General features: G+C 69.7%; 19 protein-coding genes. 8 read left to right on the forward strand and 11 right to left on the reverse strand.

Annotated elements, in window-relative coordinates:
* Positions 1–234: 234 nt before the first annotated feature.
* Positions 235–1,641 (forward strand): class II fumarate hydratase, encoded by a 1,407-nt coding sequence (locus B3G12_RS01025; RefSeq protein ID WP_126874777.1) that lies wholly within the window; start codon positions 235–237, stop codon positions 1,639–1,641.
* Between the two features lie 156 nt (positions 1,642–1,797).
* Here B3G12_RS01025 and B3G12_RS01030 read toward each other — a convergent pair whose 3' ends face one another.
* Together B3G12_RS01030 and B3G12_RS01035 are read right to left on the reverse strand one after the other, a co-directional pair.
* Complete coding sequence (locus B3G12_RS01030) at positions 1,798–2,055, reverse strand: hypothetical protein (protein WP_126874776.1); 258 nt, start codon at positions 2,053–2,055, stop codon at positions 1,798–1,800.
* Positions 2,056–2,111: 56 nt separating this feature from the next.
* Positions 2,112–3,380 (reverse strand): C45 family autoproteolytic acyltransferase/hydolase, encoded by a 1,269-nt coding sequence (locus B3G12_RS01035; protein WP_290498666.1) that lies wholly within the window; start codon positions 3,378–3,380, stop codon positions 2,112–2,114.
* Between the two features lie 191 nt (positions 3,381–3,571).
* Here B3G12_RS01035 and B3G12_RS01040 point away from each other — a divergent pair, with 191 nt between their 5' ends.
* The 3 genes from B3G12_RS01040 (at position 3,572) to B3G12_RS01050 (ending at position 7,865) form a co-directional block, all read left to right on the forward strand.
* The gene (locus B3G12_RS01040) at positions 3,572–5,314 is read left to right on the forward strand and encodes a pyruvate dehydrogenase (protein WP_290498668.1); all 1,743 of its coding nucleotides are present in this window, start codon (positions 3,572–3,574) and stop codon (positions 5,312–5,314) included.
* A 263-nt stretch (positions 5,315–5,577) separates the two neighbouring features.
* On the forward strand, positions 5,578–6,744 hold the full coding sequence (locus tag B3G12_RS01045) for an ABC transporter ATP-binding protein (RefSeq protein ID WP_290498670.1): 1,167 nt from the start codon (positions 5,578–5,580) through the stop codon (positions 6,742–6,744).
* Between the two features lie 74 nt (positions 6,745–6,818).
* Positions 6,819–7,865, forward strand: coding sequence for an NAD(P)-dependent alcohol dehydrogenase (locus tag B3G12_RS01050; RefSeq protein WP_290498672.1), 1,047 nt, complete (start codon positions 6,819–6,821; stop codon positions 7,863–7,865).
* 16 nt (positions 7,866–7,881) lie between these two features.
* Here the strand turns inward: B3G12_RS01050 and B3G12_RS01055 are convergent, their stop codons facing one another.
* The 3 genes from B3G12_RS01055 to B3G12_RS01065 are packed head-to-tail and all read right to left on the reverse strand — an operon-like array spanning position 7,882 to position 11,173.
* The gene (locus B3G12_RS01055; RefSeq protein ID WP_290498673.1) at positions 7,882–8,787 is read right to left on the reverse strand and encodes a carbohydrate ABC transporter permease; all 906 of its coding nucleotides are present in this window, start codon (positions 8,785–8,787) and stop codon (positions 7,882–7,884) included.
* Positions 8,787–9,752, reverse strand: a complete 966-nt coding sequence (locus B3G12_RS01060; RefSeq protein WP_290498674.1) for a carbohydrate ABC transporter permease — start codon at positions 9,750–9,752, stop codon at positions 8,787–8,789. Before B3G12_RS01060 ends, B3G12_RS01055 begins: the two co-directional genes overlap by 1 nt.
* Before the next feature lie 2 nt (positions 9,753–9,754).
* The gene (locus B3G12_RS01065) at positions 9,755–11,173 is read right to left on the reverse strand and encodes an ABC transporter substrate-binding protein (protein ID WP_290498676.1); all 1,419 of its coding nucleotides are present in this window, start codon (positions 11,171–11,173) and stop codon (positions 9,755–9,757) included.
* A gap of 178 nt (positions 11,174–11,351) precedes the next feature.
* Between B3G12_RS01065 and B3G12_RS01070 the strand changes: the two genes are divergently transcribed.
* Positions 11,352–12,311: a sugar-binding transcriptional regulator gene (locus B3G12_RS01070; RefSeq protein ID WP_290498678.1), complete on the forward strand. Its 960-nt coding sequence runs from the start codon at positions 11,352–11,354 to the stop codon at positions 12,309–12,311.
* A 46-nt stretch (positions 12,312–12,357) separates the two neighbouring features.
* Positions 12,358–13,803, forward strand: a complete 1,446-nt coding sequence (xylB, locus tag B3G12_RS01075) for a xylulokinase (protein ID WP_290498680.1) — start codon at positions 12,358–12,360, stop codon at positions 13,801–13,803.
* 148 nt (positions 13,804–13,951) lie between these two features.
* Here the strand turns inward: xylB and B3G12_RS01080 are convergent, their stop codons facing one another.
* The 3 genes from B3G12_RS01080 to B3G12_RS01090 all read right to left on the reverse strand — a co-directional run bounded on the left by B3G12_RS01080 (position 13,952) and on the right by B3G12_RS01090 (position 16,670).
* The gene (locus tag B3G12_RS01080; RefSeq protein ID WP_290498682.1) at positions 13,952–15,454 is read right to left on the reverse strand and encodes a mannitol dehydrogenase family protein; all 1,503 of its coding nucleotides are present in this window, start codon (positions 15,452–15,454) and stop codon (positions 13,952–13,954) included.
* 153 nt (positions 15,455–15,607) lie between these two features.
* Positions 15,608–16,075, reverse strand: a complete 468-nt coding sequence (locus B3G12_RS01085) for an NUDIX hydrolase (protein ID WP_290498683.1) — start codon at positions 16,073–16,075, stop codon at positions 15,608–15,610.
* Between the two features lie 55 nt (positions 16,076–16,130).
* Entirely contained in the window at positions 16,131–16,670 is a 540-nt protein-coding gene (locus B3G12_RS01090) for a prepilin peptidase (RefSeq protein ID WP_290498684.1), read from the reverse strand.
* Between the two features lie 79 nt (positions 16,671–16,749).
* On the opposite strand from B3G12_RS01090, the gene B3G12_RS01095 reads away from it, so the two are divergent.
* A complete protein-coding gene (locus tag B3G12_RS01095; protein WP_290498686.1) occupies positions 16,750–17,520 on the forward strand; it encodes a hypothetical protein in 771 nt (256 codons plus the stop codon).
* A 162-nt stretch (positions 17,521–17,682) separates the two neighbouring features.
* On the opposite strand, the gene B3G12_RS01100 is transcribed toward B3G12_RS01095, so the two are convergent.
* Both B3G12_RS01100 and B3G12_RS01105 read right to left on the reverse strand, forming a co-directional pair.
* Positions 17,683–19,038 (reverse strand): PhoH family protein, encoded by a 1,356-nt coding sequence (locus B3G12_RS01100; protein ID WP_290498688.1) that lies wholly within the window; start codon positions 19,036–19,038, stop codon positions 17,683–17,685.
* Positions 19,039–19,180: 142 nt separating this feature from the next.
* Positions 19,181–19,942, reverse strand: coding sequence for an isoprenyl transferase (locus tag B3G12_RS01105; protein WP_290498690.1), 762 nt, complete (start codon positions 19,940–19,942; stop codon positions 19,181–19,183).
* Between the two features lie 138 nt (positions 19,943–20,080).
* On the opposite strand from B3G12_RS01105, the gene trhA reads away from it, so the two are divergent.
* Positions 20,081–20,794, forward strand: coding sequence for a PAQR family membrane homeostasis protein TrhA (gene trhA, locus B3G12_RS01110; protein WP_144942386.1), 714 nt, complete (start codon positions 20,081–20,083; stop codon positions 20,792–20,794).
* A 66-nt stretch (positions 20,795–20,860) separates the two neighbouring features.
* Here the strand turns inward: trhA and B3G12_RS01115 are convergent, their stop codons facing one another.
* Complete coding sequence (locus B3G12_RS01115; RefSeq protein ID WP_290498691.1) at positions 20,861–22,987, reverse strand: thioredoxin domain-containing protein; 2,127 nt, start codon at positions 22,985–22,987, stop codon at positions 20,861–20,863.
* Positions 22,988–23,015: the final 28 nt, after the last annotated feature.

The following is a 23,015-nucleotide window of genomic DNA, read 5'->3' on the forward strand; positions in this document are numbered from 1 at the left end:
TCGCCGTTGTCCTGAGTACCAGGACCTGCTGCACACGGACCAGACCCGCGAGGACACGTGGCGGCGCGGCGTCGTCCACCTCCCTCCGACCTCACCGGGCGCGGCAGCGCCAGGGCTCCGGTCCCGACGTCGTGCCCGGCCGACGTCGCGGGTCTGACCACGACGTCGTCACGAGCCCGGATCGCGGGGCGCTTCGTCGGGCGCCGAGGGGCGCGGTGGCCGTAAACTGGCGACATGGCTGAAAACACTGAGTACCGCATCGAGCACGACACCATGGGCGAGGTCCGCGTTCCCAAGAACGCCCTCTACCGCGCGCAGACGCAGCGCGCCGTGGAGAACTTCCCCATCTCGGGCAACACGTTGGAGCGCGAGCACATCAAGGCGCTCGCGCAGGTGAAGAAGGCCGCCGCGACCGCCAACGAGGAGTTGGGTGTGCTGGACGCGCAGCGCGCCCAGGCCATCCGCGACGCCGCGGACGCCGTGGCCGCAGGGGAGCACGACGGCGAGTTCCCCATCGACGTGTTCCAGACCGGTTCGGGCACCTCCTCGAACATGAACACCAACGAGGTCCTGGCCACGCTGGCCTCCCGCGCGCTCGAGTCCGCCGGAGTGGAGGTCCACCCGAACGACCACGTCAACGCGTCGCAGTCCTCCAACGACGTCTTCCCCACCTCCGTGCACGTGGCCGTGACGAACGCGCTGATCAACGACCTCAAGCCGGCCATGGACGTCCTCGCCACCTCCCTGGAGAAGAAGGCGGAGGAGTTCAAGACCGTGGTGAAGTCCGGTCGCACGCACCTCATGGACGCGACCCCTGTGACCCTGGGCCAGGAGTTCAGCGGCTACGCGGCCCAGGTGCGCTACGGCATCGAACGCATCGACGCCTCCCTGCCCCGCGTGGCGGAGGTCCCCCTGGGCGGCACCGCCGTGGGCACCGGCATCAACACCCCGGACGGCTTCTCGGCGCGCGTGATCGAGCTGCTGTCCGCGGAGACCGGCCTTCCGCTGACCGAGGCGCGCAACCACTTCGAGGCGCAGGCCAACCGTGACGGCCTGGTGGAGGCCTCCGGGCAGCTGCGCAACATTGCGTACTCCTACATGAAGTTCATGAACGACATCCGCTGGATGGGCTCCGGGCCCAACACCGGTCTCGGTGAGCTGCACATCCCGGACCTGCAGCCCGGCTCCTCGATCATGCCCGGCAAGGTCAACCCGGTGATCTGCGAGGCGACCATCCAGGTGGCCGCGCAGGTGATTGGCAACGACACCACCGTGGCTCTGTCCTCCACCAACGGTGCGTTCGAGCTGAACGTGGGCATTCCCGTGATGGCCGCGAACCTGTTGGAGTCCATCCGCCTGCTCGCCAACGTGTCCCGCGTGGCCGCGGAGAAGATGGTGGACGGGTTGCAGGCCAACGTGGAGCGCTGCACGTTCCTGGCCGAGGCGTCCCCCTCGATCGTGACCCCGCTGAACAAGGCGATCGGCTACGAGGCCGCCGCAAAGATCGCCAAGCACGCCGTCGCGAACAAGATGACGGTGCGCGAGGCCACCATCGAGCTCGGCTACGTGGACGGCGAGAAGCTCACCGAGGAGCAGCTGGACAAAGCGCTGGACGTCACCACGATGACCGGCAACTACTGAGCTGATCCCGGGCGGCCCGCCGGGCTCGCACGGACCCGGTCCTGAGACGCAGAACTCGGCCACCCGATGTTTCGGGTGGCCGAGTTCCGTTCTGTGATGCTGCGGCCCGGTGGTGATGTGGTCCTGCGGTCCGGGGACCGCGTCGGCGGAGGGTTGTCAGGTCTTCCACCGGGACCACGCCGCCTGGCGCGAGGTGCCGGCGGCACCGGCCACGGCGGACCACGAGGCCGCCTCCGCCACGGAGCGGGCACTAACCCCCAGGTGCTCACCCGCCGCCGCGCTGATCCGCAGCAGGGCCTGGAACGCTTCGGGATCCCCGCGGCCGCTCAGCTGCGCGAGGGCCCGCAGCGCCGCGTCCTCGAGGTCGGACACGGAGGGTTCGGGGCCGGACGGGGCGGGTGTGTGGCTGCTCACGGATCCCATCATGGCACCACCCGCCCCGATCTCGGGAACCGGGGCGAGTGCCGGACTCACCGTCCCTCGAGCACGAGTTCAAGGGTGTCGTCCGGGTCGTCGAAGCCACGGGTCCACGAGACACCGGGCCACACGTACTCGACCGTGCCCAGGTCCGGGCGGTAGTGGGCGGTGAACAGCGTGCCGAACCCGGCCGAGTAGTGGTCCTGGTGCAGGGGATCCCGCAGGAAGCTGTCCCGCGCCTCGGCGGCGCTCACCCCCTGCTCGGCGGATGCGTCCAGGAACTCCAGGCGCTCCACCGAGTGGAACTGCGCGGCCTTCTGCGGGTACTCCGGGGTCTTGCCGCGGTGGTTGGTCGCGGTGCACGCGTCGAAGAACTCGGTGTCCTGCCCCGGGGCCACGAAGGCGGTGAAGCGCTCACCGCTGACGTCCACCACGGTGACGTTGTAGGACATGGACACGGGCAGCCCGCGCAGCAGCTTCCTCGCCTGGGCAGCGGTCTCCGCGACCTCCAGCAGGTAGCGGACCACCAGGGGGATCGCGAAGCCGGGCCCGGAGCCGGGACGCCCGCCGAACGTGAGGGACACGGCCAGACCGGCGTCGTTCATCCCGTCCAGCAGCCCCCACAGGCAGTCGCCCGTGCCGATCACCTTGCGTCCGGTGAACTCGCTCGAGTACACCGTGGCCTCCCACAGCTCCGGCACGTAGTCGTAGTTGCGGGTCAGGGACGTCTCCTCCCCCACCGTCGCCAGCTGCGAGCACGCCGGTGCGAAGGCGGGAAGGTTCCACATGGTCAGGAAGCGCGCTGCGTCGCCGTCACCGCCGGTCTGCGCCACGAGCTCGCGCCATGTGGGCACCAGCTCGGGCATGTGCTCCTCGAGCCTGCCACGGGCTTCCTCGAGGCTCGGGCGGGTGCCGGGACCCGTGAGGTACCACGAGCGGTACGCGGGCCAGGTGGCGTCGAAGAGCGCCTTCCAGCGCGGGCCGGGCGTGGCCTCGTGGATCCCGTAGACCGTCACCGGGTAGGCGCGGGCCGGGGCCTGCCACGTGCTCCAGTCGGTCTCGAACGCCTCGGTTCCATGGTCTTCGGCGCCGCCGACGTCGCCCGCGGCGGGCGTTCGACGGCGCGCACCCCGGGTGGGCAGATCGCCCCAGGCTCCTGGGCTGCCGGTCGCGAGTCGCGCGGAGGCGCGCACCCAGTCCACACGGGCCCAGTCGATGGCAGCCCAGTCGACCCCCGCCCATGCGGTCGGAACGGCGGTGGTGGTTCCCGCGGAGCGGGCGGAGCCGTCGTTGCGGGAGACGTTCTTTGCGGATTTTGTCATGCGTCAAGCAAACATTGACGCCCCGCCCTGCGTCAACCCCGACTTGACGGTGCGCTGCCCCACCAGGGCCTGTCTCGTTCGCCACATAGATTCCGGGAGCCCCCGGGAACGGGACTAAGCTGGCGCGCAGCGACTTTTTCCACTACCGCCGCACGGCACGGCCGCGGCGGCCCGCCTCCCGAGGAGAACGCGTGAAACTTGCAGACCAGATCATCCAGCAACTCATCGCCGCGGGCGTCGAGCGCATCTACGGCGTGGTGGGCGACAGCCTGAACCCGATCGTGGATGCGGTCCGCCGCTCGGGGGGCTCCGCCAAGGGCGGCATCGACTGGGTCCACGTGCGCCACGAGGAGGCCGCCGCTTTCGCCGCGAGCGCCGAGGCGCAGGTGACCGGCAAGCTCGCCGTGTGCGCGGGCTCGTGCGGTCCCGGCAACCTGCATCTGATCAACGGCCTCTACGACGCCAACCGCTCCGGTGCCCCTGTGCTGGCGATCGCCTCCCACATCCCCTCCCAGTACATCGGCTCGGGGTACTTCCAGGAGACGCACCCGGACCGGATCTTCACCGAGTGCTCCGTCTACTCGGAACTCGTGAGCACGGCCAAGCAGTCGCCCTCCGTGGTGGCCTCCGCGATCCAGTTCGCCGTCACGAGCCCGGGCGTGTCTGTGGTGACGCTGCCCGGTGACCTCGCGGACTCGGACATGGCCGCCGACGCCCGTCCCTACTCCGTTCCCGCCCCCAGCTCGATCGTGCCCTCCGACGAGACGATCGCCCGCATGGCCGAGGCCCTGAACTCCGCCAAGAAGGTTGCGATCTTCGCGGGCATCGGCGTGTCTGGCGCGCACGACGAGGTCATCGCGCTCGCGGACACGCTCAACGCTCCCGTCGGCCACTCGCTGCGCGGCAAGGACCAGATCCAGTTCGACAACCCGTTCGACGTCGGCATGACCGGGCTGCTGGGCTACGGCGCCGCGGCCGAGGGGCTGCACGACGCGGACGTCATGGTCATGCTGGGCACGGACTTCCCGTACGACCAGTTCCTCCCGGACGTCACCACCATCCAGGTGGACACCAACCCCGCAGTGATTGGACGCCGCACGGGCGTGACCGTGCCGGTGTACGGGGACGTGAAGTCCACGATCCTCAAGCTGCTGCCCGAGCTGCAGCCCAAGAAGGACCGCTCCTTCCTGGACAAGACCCTCGCCAAGCACGACAAGCTGATGAACAAGGCCGTGGGGGCCTACACCCGCAAGGTCGAGAAGATCACCCCCATCCACCCGGAGTACGCCGCGTCCGTGCTGGACCAGGTGGCTGCCCGGGACGCCGTGTTCACTGCTGACACCGGCATGTGCAACGTGTGGACCGCTCGCTACATCAACCCGCTCGGCACCCGCCGCGTCCTGGGCTCCTACCTGCACGGCTCCATGGCCAACGCCCTGCCCCACGCGATCGGCGCGTCCATGGCGGAGCCGGGCCGCCAGGTGATCTCGGTCTCGGGCGACGGCGGGCTGTCCATGCTCATGGGCGAGCTGCTCACGCTCGCCGCGTACGACCTGCCGGTCACCGTGGTGGTCTTCAACAACTCGACGCTCGGCATGGTCAAGCTGGAGATGCTCGTGGACGGGCTGCAGGACTACGGCGTGGACGTCCCCCACACCGACTACGCGGCGATCGCCCGCGCCGCCGGGCTGCAGGGCATCCGCGTGGAGAAGCCCAAGGATCTCGAGTCGGCGTTCACCACCGCGCTCTCGCACCGCGGTCCCTCGCTCGTGGAGGTCATCACCGACCCCAACGCGCTGTCCATCCCCCCGAAGATCAAGAGCGAGCAGGTCTTCGGCTTCGCCACGGCCATGTCCCGCATCGTGCTCAACCGCGGTGCCGGCGAGGCCGTGTCGATGGCTCGCTCCAACCTGCGCAACATCCCGCGCGGCTGATCCGCGCAACTGGCCCACGCTCCGGTTCGGACGCCTGACCCGCTCTCCGGCCCGGGCGACGACGCAGCTCGGCCCGTACGTGCCGAAGGCCCCGGGAACCCCTGGTTACCCGGGGCCTTCGTTGTCTCCGGCTCGTGAACCATCACGGTGGTGTGAATCACACGCGACGGATATGCTCACATCTGAGAGTGAAGCACTTCACTTTTGTGCCCCTTTTCTCCCACGGATCGTCCGGCACGTGCCTGCCGGGAAAGAGGATCGCCATGTCGAGCGTGCAGTACGAACACGTCACCTGTCATTACCCGGGCGCCGAACGCCCCTCCGTCAACGATCTCAGTTTGAACATCGCCGACGGAGAGTTCCTGGTTCTCGTGGGGCCCTCGGGCTGCGGCAAGTCCACGACCCTGCGTATGCTCGCGGGCCTCGAGGACGTCAGTGATGGCGCCATTCGGATCGGGGGCGAGGACGTCACCCATGTGGCCTCCCGCGACCGGGACATCGCCATGGTCTTCCAGAACTACGCGCTCTACCCGCACATGAGCGTGCGGGACAACATGGGATTCGCTCTGAAGATCGCCAAGGTTCCCGAGTCCGAGCGCAACCAGCGCATCGAGGAGGCGGCCAGGATCCTGGACCTCACCGACTACCTGGACCGCAAGCCCAAGGCCCTCTCCGGGGGTCAGCGGCAACGCGTGGCCATGGGCCGAGCGATCGTGCGCTCGCCCCAGGTGTTCCTGATGGACGAGCCGCTGTCCAACCTGGACGCCAAGCTGCGTGTCCAGACCCGCACCCAGATCGCGTCCCTGACCCGCCGACTGGGCGTGACCACGGTGTACGTGACGCACGACCAGACCGAGGCCATGACCATGGGTGACCGGGTCGCGGTGCTCAAGGACGGCCGCCTCATGCAGGTGGACACCCCGCGGGAACTCTACGACCGCCCGGCCAACGAGTTCGTCGCCGGATTCATCGGCTCGCCCGCCATGAACCTGTTCCGCACCGCCGTGAGCCCGCAGCACACCGTGGAACTCGGAACGCTGTCCTGGCAGTTGAGCGCGGCCGCGCGGGAGGCGCTCACGGGACCAGAGGTCACCGTGGGGGTGCGTCCCGAGGATCTCGTGATCTCCTCCGAGGGTCACGGACTGGCCGTGGTCGCGGACGTCGTCGAGGAGCTTGGCGCGGACGCGTACGTGTACGGCCACCTGGACCAGCGCACCGCCCAGCACGTGACCCCCGTGGCCACGTCCCACGGCGAGGACGAGGACACCGTTCCCAACACGGGCCTGAACACCGAGGCGGATGCGAGCCCACTCGTGATCCGCGTGGACGGTCGGCAGCCACCGCGCGTGGAGACCACCGTGTGGGTGGCCCCCGATCCCGAGCGCGCCCACCTGTTCGACACCGCCACGGGCCTGCGACTGCCCGACTGATCCCACGCCGCGGGCTCCGCTCAGCCGTCGGTGCCCGGACCCCCCCCTTCCGGACCGACGAGGAGAACGACACCGTGAACGACACCGCCTTCCAGATCCCCACAGAGATGCGCGTGAGCGTGCTGAGCGCCCCGGGTGAGATCCACGTGGAGCACCGCCCCGTCCCGCGCCCTGGACCGCACGACGTGCTGATACGGATCGCGTCCGTCGGCGTGTGCGGATCGGACACCCACTACTTCGAGCACGGGCGGGTCGGCAGCTTCGTGGTCGAGCACCCGCTCGTGCTGGGCCACGAACCGTCCGGCACGGTGGTTGCCGTGGGCTCCGAGGTCACCGATCGGCACCCGGGACAGCGTGTGTCGTTGGAACCCGGCGTCCCCTCGGCCTTCTCCCCCGAGACGCTGGGCGGGCACTACAACCTGGATCCAGCGGTGCGCTTCTTCGCGACTCCCCCGGTGGACGGTGTGTTCAGCGAGTACGCCGTCCACCCGGCGGCCTTCGCGCACCCCGTCCCGGATTCCGTGTCCGACGATGCCGCCGCCCTCCTGGAGCCGTTGTCCGTGGCCGTGAGCGCGGTGCGCGCTGCGAACGTGACGTTGGGCGACCGTGTCCTGGTCAGCGGCGCGGGCCCCGTGGGTCTGCTCGCGGCACGGTGTGCCCGGCTGGCCGGGGCCGTGTCCGTGGTGGTCACCGACACCCGGGAGGACCGGCTGCGGGTCGCGGAGGCCTACGGCGCCACCGACACCTTCACGGTCGCGTCCGCTCCCCCAGACACGGCACCGTTCCCCGGCTCCGGGTACACCGCCCTGGTGGACGCGAGCGGTGCGGAGGCCGCGATCCTCACGGGTATGCGCCGCTTGGCTCCACGCGGCAGGATCGTGCTCGTGGGCATGGGCTCGGACACCCTGTCCGTTCCCGTTCCACTCCTGCAGGAACGGGAACTGCAGCTCACGGGCATCTTCCGCTACGCCAACACATGGCCCACCGCGATCGCCCTGGCGGCCTCCGGGGACGTGGACCTGGACGCCCTCGTGACCTCCCGACACACATTGGGCGAGGTCCCCGCGGCCCTGACCGCGGGGACCTCGCCGGGGGCACTCAAGGCGATCGTCACGCCCTGAGCCCGCGCGCCGTCGGCTACTTGATGGCACCCATCGACAGACCACGGACCAGCTGCTTCTGGGCGACCCAGCCGGACAGCACCACGGGCAGGGACGCCAGAACGCTCGCGGCGGAGAGCCGGGCGAGGTAGAGACCCTCGCTCGTCATGGTGGACACGAGCATGATCGGGACGGTCGCGGCCTCGGCCGCGGTGAGGTTCAGGGCGAAGAAGAACTCGTTCCACGCGAAGATCACGCAGATCAGTGCGGTGGATGCGATGCCCGGGGTGACCATGGGGATCAGGATCGAACGCATGGTGGTCATCAGCGAGGCACCGTCCATCTGGGCGGCCTCGAGCACCTCGCGCGGCACCTCCTGGAAGAACGAGCGCATCATCCACACCGCCAACGGAAGGTTCATGGCGGTGTAGAGGAACACGAGCGTCCACACGTTGTCGAGCACCTTGAGCTTGCCCGCGACCACGTAGATGGGCATGATCACGGCCACCACGGGCAGCATCTTGGTGGAGATGAAGAAGAACAGCACGTCCCGGGTCTTCTCCACGGGGCGGATGCTCACCGCGTAGGCGGCGGGAACGGCCAACAGGATCACCAGCAGGGTGGAGACCACGGTCGCCACCGCCGAGTTCCAGAAGTACCCGCCCGCGCCGGCCTCGAAGACCGCCTTGTACTGGTCCAGCGTGGGATCGAAGAAGAACGTGGGCGGGTCGGACGCGGCGTCGGCCTCCTGCTTGAAGGACGTCAGGACGAGCCACAGGACGGGCATGAAGAAGCCGATGGCGACCAGCCACGTGAACAGGGTCAGGGCCGCGGAGCCTGCCCCGGAGGAGTTCCTGCGGGAACGACGCGGCGCGCGGGACGGCGCGGTGGTCGGGGCGGTGGCCGGGGTTCCGGCCGGGGACGCGGCGGCGCTGGTGCTCATCAGTTCTGCTCCGTCCTCATGAAGCCCTTGAAGATCAGACGCAGGGCGAAGTTGGCGATGATGATGGTGGCCACGACCACGACCACACCCATGGCCGCCGCCTGGCCGATGTCGAAGCCCAGGAATGCGCGCTGGTAGATGTAGTACGGCAGGTTCGCGCTGCTTGTACCCGGACCACCGGCGGTCATGAGGTAGATCTGGTCGAACGTGTTGACCACGTAGATCGCGCCCAGCAGGACGGACAGTTCGATGTACCGGCGCAGGTGCGGCAGCGTAATGTGCACGAACGTCTGCCACCGAGTGGCGCCGTCCATCTGAGCCGCCTCCAGGACGTCCCGGGGCTGGGACTGCAGACCCGCCAGGATGAGGAGCATCATGAACGGCGTCCACTGCCACACCAGCGCGATCAGGATGGACAGCACCGGGTAGGACGAGGTCCAATCGATCGCGGGGATGCCCACGAGGCCCAGAAGCCAGTTCACCAACCCGAAGGTGGGGTTGAACATGGACACGCCCCACAGGGTCGCGGAAGCCACCGGCATGATCAGGAACGGGGTGATCAACAGGGTGCGCACGACGCCCCGGCCCCGGAACTTCCGGTCCAGGAGCAGAGCGAGGACCGTGCCCAACACAATGGCGGCCAGGACGCACCCCAGGGTGTAGATCACCGAGTTCAGTGCGACCTGGCGGAAGGTGCTGTCCGTGAAGATCGCCGCGTAGTTGGCCAGACCCACGAACACGTCCGAGGCGGGGTTCAGCAGGTTCCACGAGCGCAGCGAGTACCAGATGGTGATCAGGAACGGGATCTGGGTCGCGATGATCGTGAAGATCAGAGCGGGCAGCAGCGGGAGCCTGCGTGACATCGCGTCGTGACGACGGTGCTCGTCACCGGTGGCCGGCGAACGGCCGACACCGTGCGGGCCGGCCAGGGCGCGCACGCGGGTGGAGGTCGAGGAGGACGACATGGTCACTGCCCTTCTTCACGCTGGTAGGTACGGGCCACTTGCTGCGCGTACTCCTGGGACTGCTGCAGGGCCTGGTCCACCGAGGTGCTCCCCGCGATCGCGGCCGACATCTGCTGTCCCACCCGGGTTCCCAGGTCCTGGAACTCGGGGATCGACACGAACTGCAGCCCCTCGTACGGCACGGGATGTGTCATGGAGGTCTTCTGGGACGCCCCGTCCATGGCTCGCAGCGTGGGTTGGGCGTAGGCCTGGGAGATCTTGCGGTACTCGGGGATCTCGTACGTGGAGTAGCGCGAGCCCGGGGGAACGCGTTCCCACCCGTACCGTTCACCCACGGTCTTGATGTACTCCTTGTTCGTCATCCAGCTCACGAAGTCCCACGCGGCGTCCTTGTGCTCGGAGGTCGTGGGGATCGCGAGCGACCAGCTGTACAGCCACCCCGCCGCATCCGTATGCATCACGGGGGCGGGTGCGTACCCGTTCTTGTGCGCCACGGTGGAGGACGCGGGGTCCTCGATCGAGGAGACCATGGCGGTCGCGTCGTACCACATGGCCGAGCTGCCCTGGCTGTAGCGGGTGATGCAGTCCCCGTACCCGGACGTCGCGGCACCGGGTTGACCGTGCGTGCGCACGAGGTCCACGTACTCGGTGACCGCTTCCTTCGTCTCGGGGGACGTGAGGGTGGGGTTCCAGTTCTCGTCGAACCAACCACCGCCGTAGGTGTTCATGACTGTGCTCAGCGGTGCCATGACCTCACCCCAGCCAGCCAGACCGCGCAGGCAGATCCCGGAGACACCGTTCGCAGAGTCGTCCAGCTTTGCGGCGAGCTCGGCGACCTGGGGCCACGTGGGCTTCTCCGGCATGGTCACGCCGGCCCTTTCGAAGAGTTCCTTGTTGTAGACCAGGAACGAGGACTCGCCGTAGAACGGGACCGAGTACATGTCCCCGTCCTTGCTCAGGGCGGTGCGGATGGAGCCGATGAAGTCCTTGTCGTCATAGCCCTCGGTGCGCTCGATGTAGGGCTGCAGGTCCTCGATCCACCCGTTCTCAGCCCAGATGGGAGTCTCGTAGTTGGAGATCATCACGACGTCGAACTCACCGCCGCCCGTGGCCACGGACGCGGTGATCTTGGCCCGCGCCTCGTTCTCGGGCAGGGACACGAACTTCACGTCCACTCCGGGGTGCGCCTTGCGGAACTCGTCCTGCAATTGCATGGCGTCCTGCATCTGGGGGTTGGACACGATCGCCACGACGATCTGGTTCGTGGAGTCGTCCGCGGCGGCGGCGCAGCCCGTGAGGGTGAAACCCGTGAGCGCCGCGACAGCGGCCGCCGGCCACCACGCCGAGCGGCGCGTACCACGCCGTGCCCTCCGGGGCGGATGATCGGAGGCACAGGGCCGGCCCCTGAATCGTGGAGTCATGATCTTCCTTGTCCTCGTGGCACGTGCTGCACGGGAGGAATCAGCGGTCGAACCTCGGAGCCCCGTCAGAGTCTCATATGAGATCACCGCATTCCTCAGGTGTGCTGTGATGCTAGTCATATAGACTCAGATGAGCAAGGCCCTCGGGCACGAATGATGACCCCGGATGCGGTGAGACATGCCAACCACGGCCCCCTGGCCCCCCACTGACCCGGGCCAACGCCAGCGTCTGCTCGCGCACCTGGCCCACGAGTACTTCGTGGAGGGCACGTCTAAGATCGCACTCGGTAAGAAGTCCGGGCTCTCCCGCTTCCAGGTGGCCGCACTGCTGCAGGAGGCGCAGGACACGGGGATCGTCCGTATCGAGATCGCGGTGCCGCTCGAGAACTCGGACGAGGACCTCGCGCGCGCGGCGGGGCTGCAGCGGCTCGTCACGGTGGGCTCCACGCAGTGGCCCGCGGACCGGGAGGCTCTGGGCAAGGCCGTGGCCCGGGAGATCACGCGTGTCCTGCATGACGACGACGTCCTGGGCATCTCGTGGTCCCGCACGCTGCGACTCGCAGTCCACGACCTGCCCGCGCTGCCGCACAACGACGTCATTCAGCTCGCGGGCGCGCTGAGCACCGACGACCACGCGTCGGAGTCACCGCGGCTGCTCGCGCCGCTGCGCTGCCGCTCGGCCTGGCCGCTGTGGGCGCCGCTCGTGGTGGAACAGGCCGATTCGCTCAAGAAGTCCCGCGAGGTCGAGCTGACGCTGCGGCGCGCCGATTCGCTCGACGTCGCCGTACTCGCCGTGGGCGGGTGGTCTCCCGACACCTCCACGGTGTGGCCCCGGATCGCGGACGACGTCGCTCGCGCCGCCCAGCGCGCCGGTGCGGTCGCGGAGGTATCGGGGCACCTGCTGGACGCCGAGGGACACGAACTGGACTCGCCCGTGAGCGGGATGATCGTTGCCGCGAGCGTAGCGCAGTTGCGGGCGGCGCGACGGAAGGTGGCCGTGGCCTCGGGCGGCGACCGCGCGCCGGCGGTGCTGGCGGCCGTCCGGGGCGGTCTCGTGGACCATCTCGTGTGCGACGCAGCCCTGCGCAACGCCCTTGAGGACCTGCTCCCCCGCACCGCTGCGGCCGGGAACGGGTGACCCCCTGCCACTCCCACGCCCATCCGACTTCCACGGAAAGGACCCCATGACCACGGTCGTCGGCATCGATTCCTCCACGCAGTCCTGCAAGGTCGTGGTGGTGGACACGCACACCGGGCGGACACTCGCCCACGCGAACGCACCGCACCCGGACGGGACCAGCGTGAATCCCGCGGCGTGGTTGGACGCACTGCGCACCGCCTGGTGGGACGCCGGGGTCCCGGGTCGCGGTGACGTGGTGGGCGTGGCGGTGGCCGGTCAACAGCACGGCATGGTGGCCGTGGACCGCCACGGTGAGCCCGTCCACGACGCCCTGTTGTGGAACGACGTCCGTAGCGCGCCCCAGGCCGCGCGAATGCTCGCCGAGCACGGGACCGAGTGGTGGGTGGAGCGCGTGGACATGGCGCCCGTCCCCTCCCTGACGCTGTCCAAGCTCGCGTGGTTGCGGGAGAACGACCCCGAGGCCGCCTCACGGGTGGAGCGCGTCATGCTCCCCCACGACTGGTTGACCCTCCAGTTGTGCGGTGAGTTCGTCACTGATCGCTCGGACGCCTCCGGCACGGGCTATTACGACGCCGCCCACGACCGGTACCGCCCCGAGCTGCTCGAGGAGTACTTCGGTGCCGTTCCGCAGCTGCCCCGTGTCCTGGCGGCGGGCGGGGCAGCGGGAACGCTGGGCCCGGAATGGGGCTGCGGCAGCGGCGTCGTCGTGGGCCCCGGCGCCGGGGACAACGCTGCGGCCGCGCTGGGACTAGGCCTGGGCGAGGGCGAGGTCACGATCTCCGTGGGGACCTCGGGCACGGTGTTCGCGTGCAGCGCCGAGCCTCCCCGGGACCCGAGCGGGGTGACGGCGGGCTTCGCGGACGCCACGGGCCGGTTCCTCCCGCTGCTGTGCACGATCAACGCCGCGCGTGTCATGACCTCCACGGCGGAACTGCTCGGCGTGGGGCTCGACGAGTTCACCCGTCTGGCCACGTCCGGGGCCACGGACGCCGGTGGCCTCACGCTGCTGCCGTATTTCGACGGCGAACGCACCCCGAACCTGCCCCAAGCCACCGGGCGACTGGACGGGATGACGCGCGCATCCCTCACGCGGGAGAACCTCGCGCGTGCCGCCGTGCTGTCCGTGGCCAATTCGCTCGCGGACTGCTTGAGCGTGCTGCGCGGGCTGGACGTCGCGGTCGAGCGGGTCCTGCTGATCGGCGGGGGCGCCAGGTCCGAGGCGCTATGCAGCGTCCTGCCGGACACCCTCGGGATGCCGGTGGACGTGCCGGACACGGGCGAGTACGTGGCGTTGGGCGCCGCGCGGCAGGCGGCGTGGGTCACCACCGGGTCCTTCCCGGAATGGGAGCGTTCGGTGGGTCGGCGCCTGCACCCCACTTCGGACACCGGTGCGCAGCGGTTCCGGCAGCGGTACGGGGACGCTCGGGCGAACCTCCAGACCGAACTCGCGGCGGACCCCATGGAGCGGCGGCCCGAGCCGACGGGCTGAGACGGCGAGGGGGGAGCACCCCGGCGCGCTCTGCTGGGACACAGTCACCGGGACCAGCCCGTGCGGCCGCTCCCGGTCTCACGAGCCGTGCCCGACGCCGCGGATGCCGCCCGGTGTCGCGGGCCGTGCGTGCCCGCGCACTCTCCGGCTACCGCGTGAACCGGACGACTGCGTCCTCGATCGTCACGCGCGCCCCGCGCTCGTGGAAGCTGCGTAGCGCCTCGACGTAGGGCCGGGTGAACTCCTCGTGCTGCGCCAGATCCCCGAACAGGTCCGTGTCCCGCACGAAAGCGAGCTCGTCCTCGGACTGCCGGGCCGCGGCGGCCATGACGCGTTCCTTCCGGCCGTCCACCACGGTGATGGGAGCCCCGTTCTCGTCCGTACCCTCCGCATAGCGAGCCCAGGAGGCCACAATCGTGGCACCGAGATCGACCGGTCGGCCGCTGGCCAGGTTGTCCTTGATGACCGGGACCAGCCACTTGGGGATCCGGTCGGAGGACTCGGCGCACAACCGCGCGAGGGTGTCCTGCACGTGGGGATTGGAGAAACGCTCGATCAGTTGCTGCTTGTACTCGTCCAGGTCCACGCCGTCCACCGGTCGCAGCGTGGGGGTGGCCTCACGGTTCATGTACCCCAGCAGGTAGGAGACGAAGGTGGGGTCCTGGCAGACTTCGTGCGCGTACTCGTATCCCGCCAGAAATCCCGGGTAGCACAGGGCCTGGTGACTCACGTTGAGCAGTCGCAGCTTCATGAGTTCGTAGGGCTCCACGTCCGGGACCACCTGCACGCCGGAGTCCTTGAACGCGGGGCGGCCGTCGGTGAACGCGTCCTCGAGCGCCCACTGGGCGAACGGTTCCGCGACCACGGGCCATGCGTCCTGAACACCGAACTCCTCGGCGATCATGAGGCGGTCCGCGTCCGTGGTCACGGGCGTGATCCTGTCCACCATGGAGTTGGGGAACATCACCTCTTGTTCGACCCACTCCGCGAGCTTGGGGTCACGCAATCGCGCGTACGCCGTGAACTGCCGGCGGGCCATGTCCCCGTTGCCCTGGATGTTGTCGCAGGACATGACCGTGAACGGGCGGGTGCCCGCGGTGCGCCGTCGGGCGAGTGCTTCGACCACGAGGCCGAAGACCGTGACCGGGGGCTCTGCCTCGCCGCCCTGGGCGGCCACGCGCGCCTGCTCGAGGTCGTGGGCCACCGCGGGGTTCTGGGCGTCGAACTCGCCCGTGGCCTGGCTGAAGTTGTACCCGCCCTCGGTGATGGTGAGCGAGACGATGCGCGTGGCCGGATCGGTGAGCTGCGCCATGGCCCTGTCCGGCTCGGCCGGTGCGAACACGTAGTCCACGATGGACCCGATGACCCGCGGTTCCAGGGTGCCGTCCGGGTGCTTGAGCACCAGGGTGTAGAGGTGATCCTGGTCCGCCATGACCTGTTTCATGGCGGCGTCCCCGGGGAGCACGCCCATGCCGCAGATGCCCCAGTCCAGATCCTTGCCATCGTTCATGAGGCGGTCCACGTACATGGCCTGGTGCGCGCGGTGGAAACCTCCCACTCCGAAGTGCACGATCCCCACCGAGACCTCGGAACGGTCGTAGCCGGGGACCGGGATGTCCAGCTCGCCCAGCACGGACTGGGAAAGTGTCATGGCATCCTGGGCGGATGTGTCCTGCTGCATGGCTGCTCCCATCAGAAACCCGGGAGTGGCCGGTGTGACCCACCCCACGTACCAAAAATATCAGATGAGAAATTCTGGCGCTCATCAGAGCATTGCGAGACCCGTCGGCGCGAGCGGCAGGCCTCAGCGTTCGAAGGCGGTGCGCCCCGTGAAGGCGAGCGCCGCCCGCAACCGTTCCGCCTGGTGCTCGGGCATCGGGGGTAGGTCCTCCACCGGGTACCACCCCACGGCGAGGGACTCGTCGTCCGCCACGCGGGCCTCCCCGGACACGTAGCTGCACAGGAACGTGTGGTCCAGGAACTGGCAGCGGTCACCGTTGGGGAATTCGACGACGTCCCCGGCCTTGATCCGCACGAGGTCGTCCACCGTGACCTCCACACCGGTCTCCTCGAGGCACTCGCGGCGCGCGGCGACCCCGGGATCCTCCCCCGGTTCCACGATCCCGGTGATCAGTCCCCAGTTCCCGTTGTCCGCGCGCCGCCCCAGCAGCACCCGGCCCTCGTGCAGGACCACGGCAGTGCACCCGGGCAACCACAACAGGTCGTGATCGATCTTGCGGCGCAGGTGGGCGATGAACTCGGGAACGGGCACGGGCGTCTCCTCCTGTGTGGGCACGGCTGCGTGGGGACATCGAGGCGGGTGGCGTTCACAGGAACGCCACGACACCCAAGCTTCCCACGATCATGAACGGCCCCAGGGGGATGCGACTGCTCGCCCGGGCCCGGCGCATGACCAGCAGCACGGCACAGAACAGCCCGGCCAGCACGAACGTGGCCGCGAGCGCGAGCACCGTGTGGGTCACGGACGAGAATCCCGTGAGCAGCCCCAGGACCCCCGCGAGCCGCACGTCCCCCATGCCCATGCCGGCGGGGTTGATCAACCGCAGGGCCAGGAAGAGTCCCTTCATGATGAGCAGACCCCACAGCATCCACCACAGGCGCACGGTGTCGTGCGCGAGGACGGCGGAGGCGCCCAGCAGGAGGGCGGTCACGGGATACAGCGGGCGCACCACCCGCCCCGGCAGGCGGTGGTACCGGATGTCGGTGGCGGCGAGCCACACTCCTGTGCATGCGAGCACCATGACGGCCAGGGCGCATGCCACCGCGGCCAGCTGTGCGCCGACCGTGGCTTCCTGCAGGTGCGCCCCCACGAAGCCTCCGATGCTCGCTGTGTCGGGCTGAGGCATGAACTCATCCTAGACACCCCGCTGTGGTGCGGGTCATGAACGGCGGCCCGTGTGGAGCACGGGTTCGTAGACTGGGCCCATGATCGCTCCCTGGCAGAGCAGGCCCGCCCGATCGACCGTGTCCCAGGAGTCCTTTGCCGCGCTGTGCCGGTCCTCCCCGTGGCGCTGGGACACGGTGCGGTTCACACTGTCCTGGGTGAGCGAGAATACGGACACCACCGCCCACCCCGTGCGCGTGTGGCTGCGCCGGCCCTCCGATGTGCGCGTGGAGACACTGCAGGGCGCCGTGCTGTACACGAGTACGTGCCTCGAACGCTCCCGGGACGACTTCTACGTGGCGGACACGTCCCGCTCCTGGTTGCTGCCTCCCGCGCTCGTCTCACCGGTCTACGACGACGGCGGCCTCGTGGTCCGCCGCCCCGAGGCCGCCTACGGGGACCCAATCTTTGGGGGCGGGCGCTGGCAGGCCATCCTGGACCCCGTGGAATGCGTGGGCCCCGCGCCCACCCCGCCCTACCTCGCGGAGCAGCGCCCCTCGCTGTTGTCCTCCGTGGTGGCCGGGGCCTTCGCCAAACGCCGGGTGTGGTGCGCGACCGTGGAGCCCACCGTGCGCTACCGGCCCGTGACCGCGAACCACCCGCTCGCCCCGGGTCCCACGCGGATCGCGGTGGACACCGCGACCGGCGTCTGCGTCTACTCCCACGTGCTGCGCGGACCGTACGCGGGTCAGGGCCACCGGCTCGTGATCGAGGCGGTGGACGAGTACCAGCTGGACGACCTGTTCACGCAGCAGGACTTCAACCTCACGGACGTCTCCCGTCACGTGCCGTGGCCCGTACTCCCGGCCTGAGCCGCCGCCCGCGATCCGCATCGGGAGGATTCCCCAGGGGCCGTGCTTCTCGGGTGTCCAGGGCGCGCAGCGCGTTCGGACCTGACGTCGACGCCGCGGGCTCGGGACGACCACGCCGAGTGGGGGCAGACGACGCCGCCCTCCCAGCCTGGCGCCTTCGGGTCACACGTCCTGGCGCTCGAGCAGGTCGGTCACGAGGGCCGCGATGGGTGAACGCTCGGAGCGCGTGAGGCTCACGTGCCCGAACAACTGCTGACCCTTGAGCGCCTCGACCATGGCCATGATGCCGTCGTGACGTCCCACCCGCAGGTTGTCCCGCTGGGCGACGTCGTGGGTGAGCACCACCTTGGAGTTCTGCCCGATCCGGGACAGGGCGGTGAGCAACACGTTGCGTTCGAGCGACTGCGCCTCGTCCACGATGACCCACGCGTCGTGCAGGGACCGCCCGCGGATGTGGGTCAGGGGCAGCACCTCGAGCATCCCGCGCGCCACAACGTCGTCCACGACCGCGGGTGAGACCAGGGAGGACAGCGTGTCGAAGACCGCCTGACCCCACGGGTTCATCTTCTCCTCCTCGGTGCCGGGGAGGTAGCCCAGGTCCTGGCCACCCACCGCGTAGAGCGGGCGGAACACCATGATCCGGCGGTGTTCGCGGCGTTCCAGAACGGCGTCGAGCCCGGCGCACAGCGCGAGCGCGGACTTGCCCGTTCCCGCGCGACCACCCAGGGAGACGATGCCCACGGCCGGGTCGGTCAGCAGGTCGATCGCCAACCGTTGTTCGGCCGAGCGCCCCTGCACCCCGAAGACGTCCCGGTCCGCGGCGACCAGGCGCGCCCGCCCGTCCGGCTCGGTCCGGGCGAGAGCGCTGCCCGCGGACGAGCGCAGGACCAGACCCGTGTTCACGGGAAGCTCCCGGGCGCCCGGCACTTCCGTGCGGCCTTCGGCGTAGAGGCCGGAGACGACGTCGTCCGCGACGTCCAGGTGGGCCACGCCCGTGTACGCGTCGTCACCACCGATCCACTCACCGCGGTACTCCTCCGCGGCAAGTCCCAGGGCGGAGGCCTTGAGCCGCATGGGCAGGTCCTTGGACACCACGCACACGTCGTGCCCCTCGCCGGAGAGGTTCGCGGCCACACTCAGGATGCGTGAATCGTTGTCCCGCAGCCGGAAACTCTGGGGCAGCACCGTGTCCGCGACGTGGTTGAGCTCCACCTGCAGGCACCCGCCGTCCGCGAGGTCCACGGGCCGGTCCAGGCCGCCGTGGGTCACGCGGAGGTCGTCCAGCAACCGCAGCGCCTTGCGCGCGAAGTAGCCCAGCTCCGGGTCGTGGCGCTTGGCCTCGAGCTCGGTGATCACCACCACGGGCAGAACCACGCGGTGCTCGGCGAAACGGAACACGGCGCGCGGGTCCGAGAGCAGCACGGACGTGTCGATCACGTACGTGCGCACACCGGCCGCGGGGCCGTCCTCCTCGGGCGCACCGGATCGGACGGGGGTCACGGGGGTGTCGATGCTCATGGGGCCCTTTCTCTGCGAAGTCCTTGGCCGGTGTGTCCGGCACCTCTCACGCTAGGGAGGCCGATCAAGGGTGGCGCGCCCCACCGGTGAACGGCGCGTGAACTTCCGCCATGAGCTCGTGAACGGGACCGGTAGAGCCGGCTCAGCCGCCGAAGCGGCGCTGCCGACGGGCGTAGTCGCGCAGGGCGCGCAGGAAGTCCACGCGCCGGAAGTCCGGCCACAGGGCCTCGCAGAAGTAGAACTCGCTGTAGGCGGACTGCCACATCAGGAACCCCGAGAGCCGCTGCTCCCCGGAGGTGCGGATCAGCAGGTCCGGATCCGGCTGGCCGCGGGTGTAGAGGTGCGCGGAGACGTCCTCGATGCTCAGGGCCTGCGCGGTGGCCTCGAGAGACTCCCCACGGGACGCGGCGTCCGTGAAGACCTCACGCACGGCGTCGACGATCTCCTGCCGCCCCCCATAGCCCACCGCGATGTTCAGGTGCGGGCCGGGGTTCTCCGCGGTGCGCTGGACGCTGCCGGCGAGCTGCTCCTGCAGCTCCGGGGGCAGGGTGGCCAGCGCCCCGACCGCCTGCATCCGGCAGATCCCCTCCTCCTGCAGCTGCCGGGTGAGGTTCGTGATGATCTCCAGCAGCGCGGTGAGCTCCTCCGGCGGCCGGTTGAGGTTCTCGGTGGAGAGCACGTAGAGGGTGACCACCTGGATGTCGAGCTCGTTGCACCACCGCAGAAACTCCACGATCTTGCGCGCCCCGGCCCGATGGCCCTCCTCCGTGGAGGTGCCGAACTGCCGGGCCCACCGGCGGTTGCCGTCCACGAGGACTCCCACGTGGTGGGGCAGCTCCTCCTGCGAGAGGGTGCGCGCCAGGCGGTGCTCGTAGAACGAGTACATGACTCGGGGGAGCCTCATGACGGTCGTGCCCCCTGACTCTGCTCGGGCCTGTGCGGATTCACATCCACTAAACTACCCGTAGCGCCCGCCCAACACGGCAGCGCCCCACGACCGCCGTGCCGGTGGGAACAGTCACGGAAGGCAGTGTGATCCCCCATGCGAGACGACCGCGCCGGAGGCCGTGACCCGTACGATCCCCCCACGGTGGTGCGCCAGACACGCAACGGGCCGGTGACCGTGGAGCGCAAGCCCTCGTGGCGCGGCTGGATCCACGCCGGGTTCAGCCCCGTGGCCACCGCACTGGGGATCATCGCGGTGGTCGTTGCTCCCACCGTGCAGCTGCGCCTGGCTTGCGTGGTCTACGCCGTCACGGCCGTGCTGCTCTTCGGCACCTCCGCCGTCTACCACCGCTTCTACTGGAGCGCACGCATGAACGCGATCCTTCGGCGCATGGACCACTCGAACATCGCGCTCATCATCGCGGGCACCTACACCCCCCTGGCAGTGAGCTTCCTGCCCGGACGCAGCGCCGCGGTCCTGCTCGCGGTGATCTGGTCCCTCGGTGCCCTGCTCGTCCTCTTCCGGGTGTTCTGGCTCGGCGCCCCGCGCTGGCTCTACACGCCCCTGTACGTGGTCATGGGCTGCCTCTCCGTGGTCTACCTCCCGGCGTTCTTCGGGGTCAACGTGCCCGCCACGGTCATGCTCATCGTGGGCGGCGCGCTCTACATCGGCGGCGCCGTCTGCTACGCCCTCAAGCGGCCGCGGCTGCGTCCCGCCACGTTCAGCTTCCACGAGGTGTTCCACGCGTGCACGATCGGCGGCTTCGTGTGCCACTACATCTCCATCATGCTGGCGATGTTCGCGGGCTGACCCCCCGGCTGTCACGACGACTCCGCCCCCGCCCCCGGGCAGGCCCGGGTCAGCTCATCGGCCGGGTCACCCCAGCAACCGCCCGACCTCCTGCGGACTGTGCACCGGCAGCTCGCAACGCCCGTCACGGCACAGCCACACCGTGAACCCTGTGCCGGGGTGCTCCGGGGCCTCCGTAGCCTCTGGCGTCATGGGGACCCCGTACGGTGCCACGGCGGCGTCCAGCACGAGCACGTCCACCACGCGGCGGGCCCTCACGGCGTCCCTGAGTTCGCGGACTTGTGCAGGATCCGCTGCTGAGACCACCAGCAGTGCGGGCGGGTCCTCCCGTTCCAGCACCGCCGAGACCATTCCACCGGCGGCGGTAGGGGCCTTCAGCACCACCCCCGTGGCCTGGGCAGTCAGCCGCTCCACGAGGTCGCGCGTGGCCATGCCCGCCGTCCGGGGCTGTGAGAGGTCCGTGAGCCACCGGGCGAGGACGGCCGGGGTGGACGGGGCGACGTCGTCGAACGGCTCGGCACGGCCCGTCGCCCCGGCCGTCACGAGGGTGGGGTCCAGGCGCGCAGACTCAAGGACGGCGTCGTCGCGCACGAAGCGCTCCACGGTGACTTCCGCAAGCGCGCGGCTGCGCTCGTACCAGACCCCGTCCCCGGTCGCGCGGTACAGAGCAAGCTGCCCCGCCCCCAGCCACGCGTAGTCCTCGAGCTGGCCCTCGTGCGGGTCCACCGCATCGCCGCGGGAGGTCCGCGCGAGCCGCCCTGTCGCCGCGTCCCGGTGGTGCTCCCACAGGAACTCCGCGGCCGCGCCCGCGAGGTCGAGCCACTCGGGGGCGTCCAGGAGCACGGCGGCGTCGGCGAGGCCCGCGATCATCATGCCGTTCCACGCCGTGACCACCTTGTCGTCCCGGTGTGGCGCTGTACGCTCGAGCCTGCGCTGCCACAGCGCGGCACGGAGGGACTCGTCCAGGATCCCCGTGACACGCCCCCCCTCACCCCACGCGGCGGTGACCGGTTCGGGGCGGACGCCCCCACTGCTGGAAAGGCCCTCGTCGACGCGGCTGAAGGTGTAGTACGCACCCTCGCGCTCCGCGTGCGGTTCGTCCGGGGACGGGTCACTGTCCGCGTCGAGGGACGCCGCGAACGCACCCTGGGGGGTCACCATCTCCCGGTGAAGCCAGTGCACGAGCGCGGTGGCGGCGTGACGGTACCGCGCCGCACGGTTCGGGTCCGTCCCCTCACGCTCCAGGATCACCACGGTGCGGGCGAGCACCCGCAGCAGCTGGGCGTTGTCGTAGAGCATCTTCTCGTAGTGCGGCAGGGACCAGTCCGGCGTCACGGAGTAGCGGAAGAACCCGCCTCCCACGTGGTCCTGGAGGGCTCCGAGCACGATTGCGTCCAGCGTCCTGCTCAGCAGCTCGCGTGCCGCTCGCCGCTGCTCCGGGATGAGCCACGAGGACGCCGTGCCCTCGTGGGCCTGGAAGGGTGACCGCGCAATCGTCGTCAGGGCCTCGAGCACCGGGGACGGCGGGAACTTCGCGCCCCCGCCGAAGCCCTCGTGGGCCGCGTCTCGGGCGAGTTCGAGGCCGTTGAGCCACTCACCCGCGAGCTCACCGGACGGTTCCCGCGCGCCGTCCCCCGCAGGCTCGGCCACCGCGGAGGGGCCGGCGTCCGCGAGCATCCTGTCGACGAGCTCCGGGTGCTGTTCCAGGGCCTCCGTCAGCTGCTCCGCGGAGCGTTCGACCTCGTCCCGTCGCACGGTCCAGGCCTCGGTGACGGCCACCATGACCTGCATGAAGGAGGGTCTGCCGTGCGCCGGCCGCGGTGGGTAGTAGGTGCCGGCGTGGAACGCGCGGCCCTCCGGCGTCAGGAACACGGTCATGGGCCAGCCGCCCTGACCGGTGAGCAGCTGGGTGGCCGCCATGTACACCGAGTCCACGTCCGGGCGCTGCTCACGGTCCACCTTCACGGGAACGAAGTGCGCGTTGACGTAGTCGCCCGTCTCCGGGTCCTCGAAGGACTCGTGGGCCATCACGTGGCACCAGTGGCACGCCGCGTAGCCCACGGAGAGCAGCACCGGCACGTCGCGCGTCTGCGCCTCCGCGAAGGCCTCGGGACTGAACTGCCACCAGTCCACGGGGTTCTCCGCGTGCTGGAGCAGGTAGGGACTCGTGGCACCGGCCAGACGATTCGGCATGGCACCACCGTCTCACAGTGCGGCCGGC

The organism is Kocuria sp. UBA5001, from assembly GCF_002398425.1.
Taxonomy (GTDB): Bacteria; Actinomycetota; Actinomycetes; order Actinomycetales; family Micrococcaceae; genus Kocuria; species Kocuria salsicia.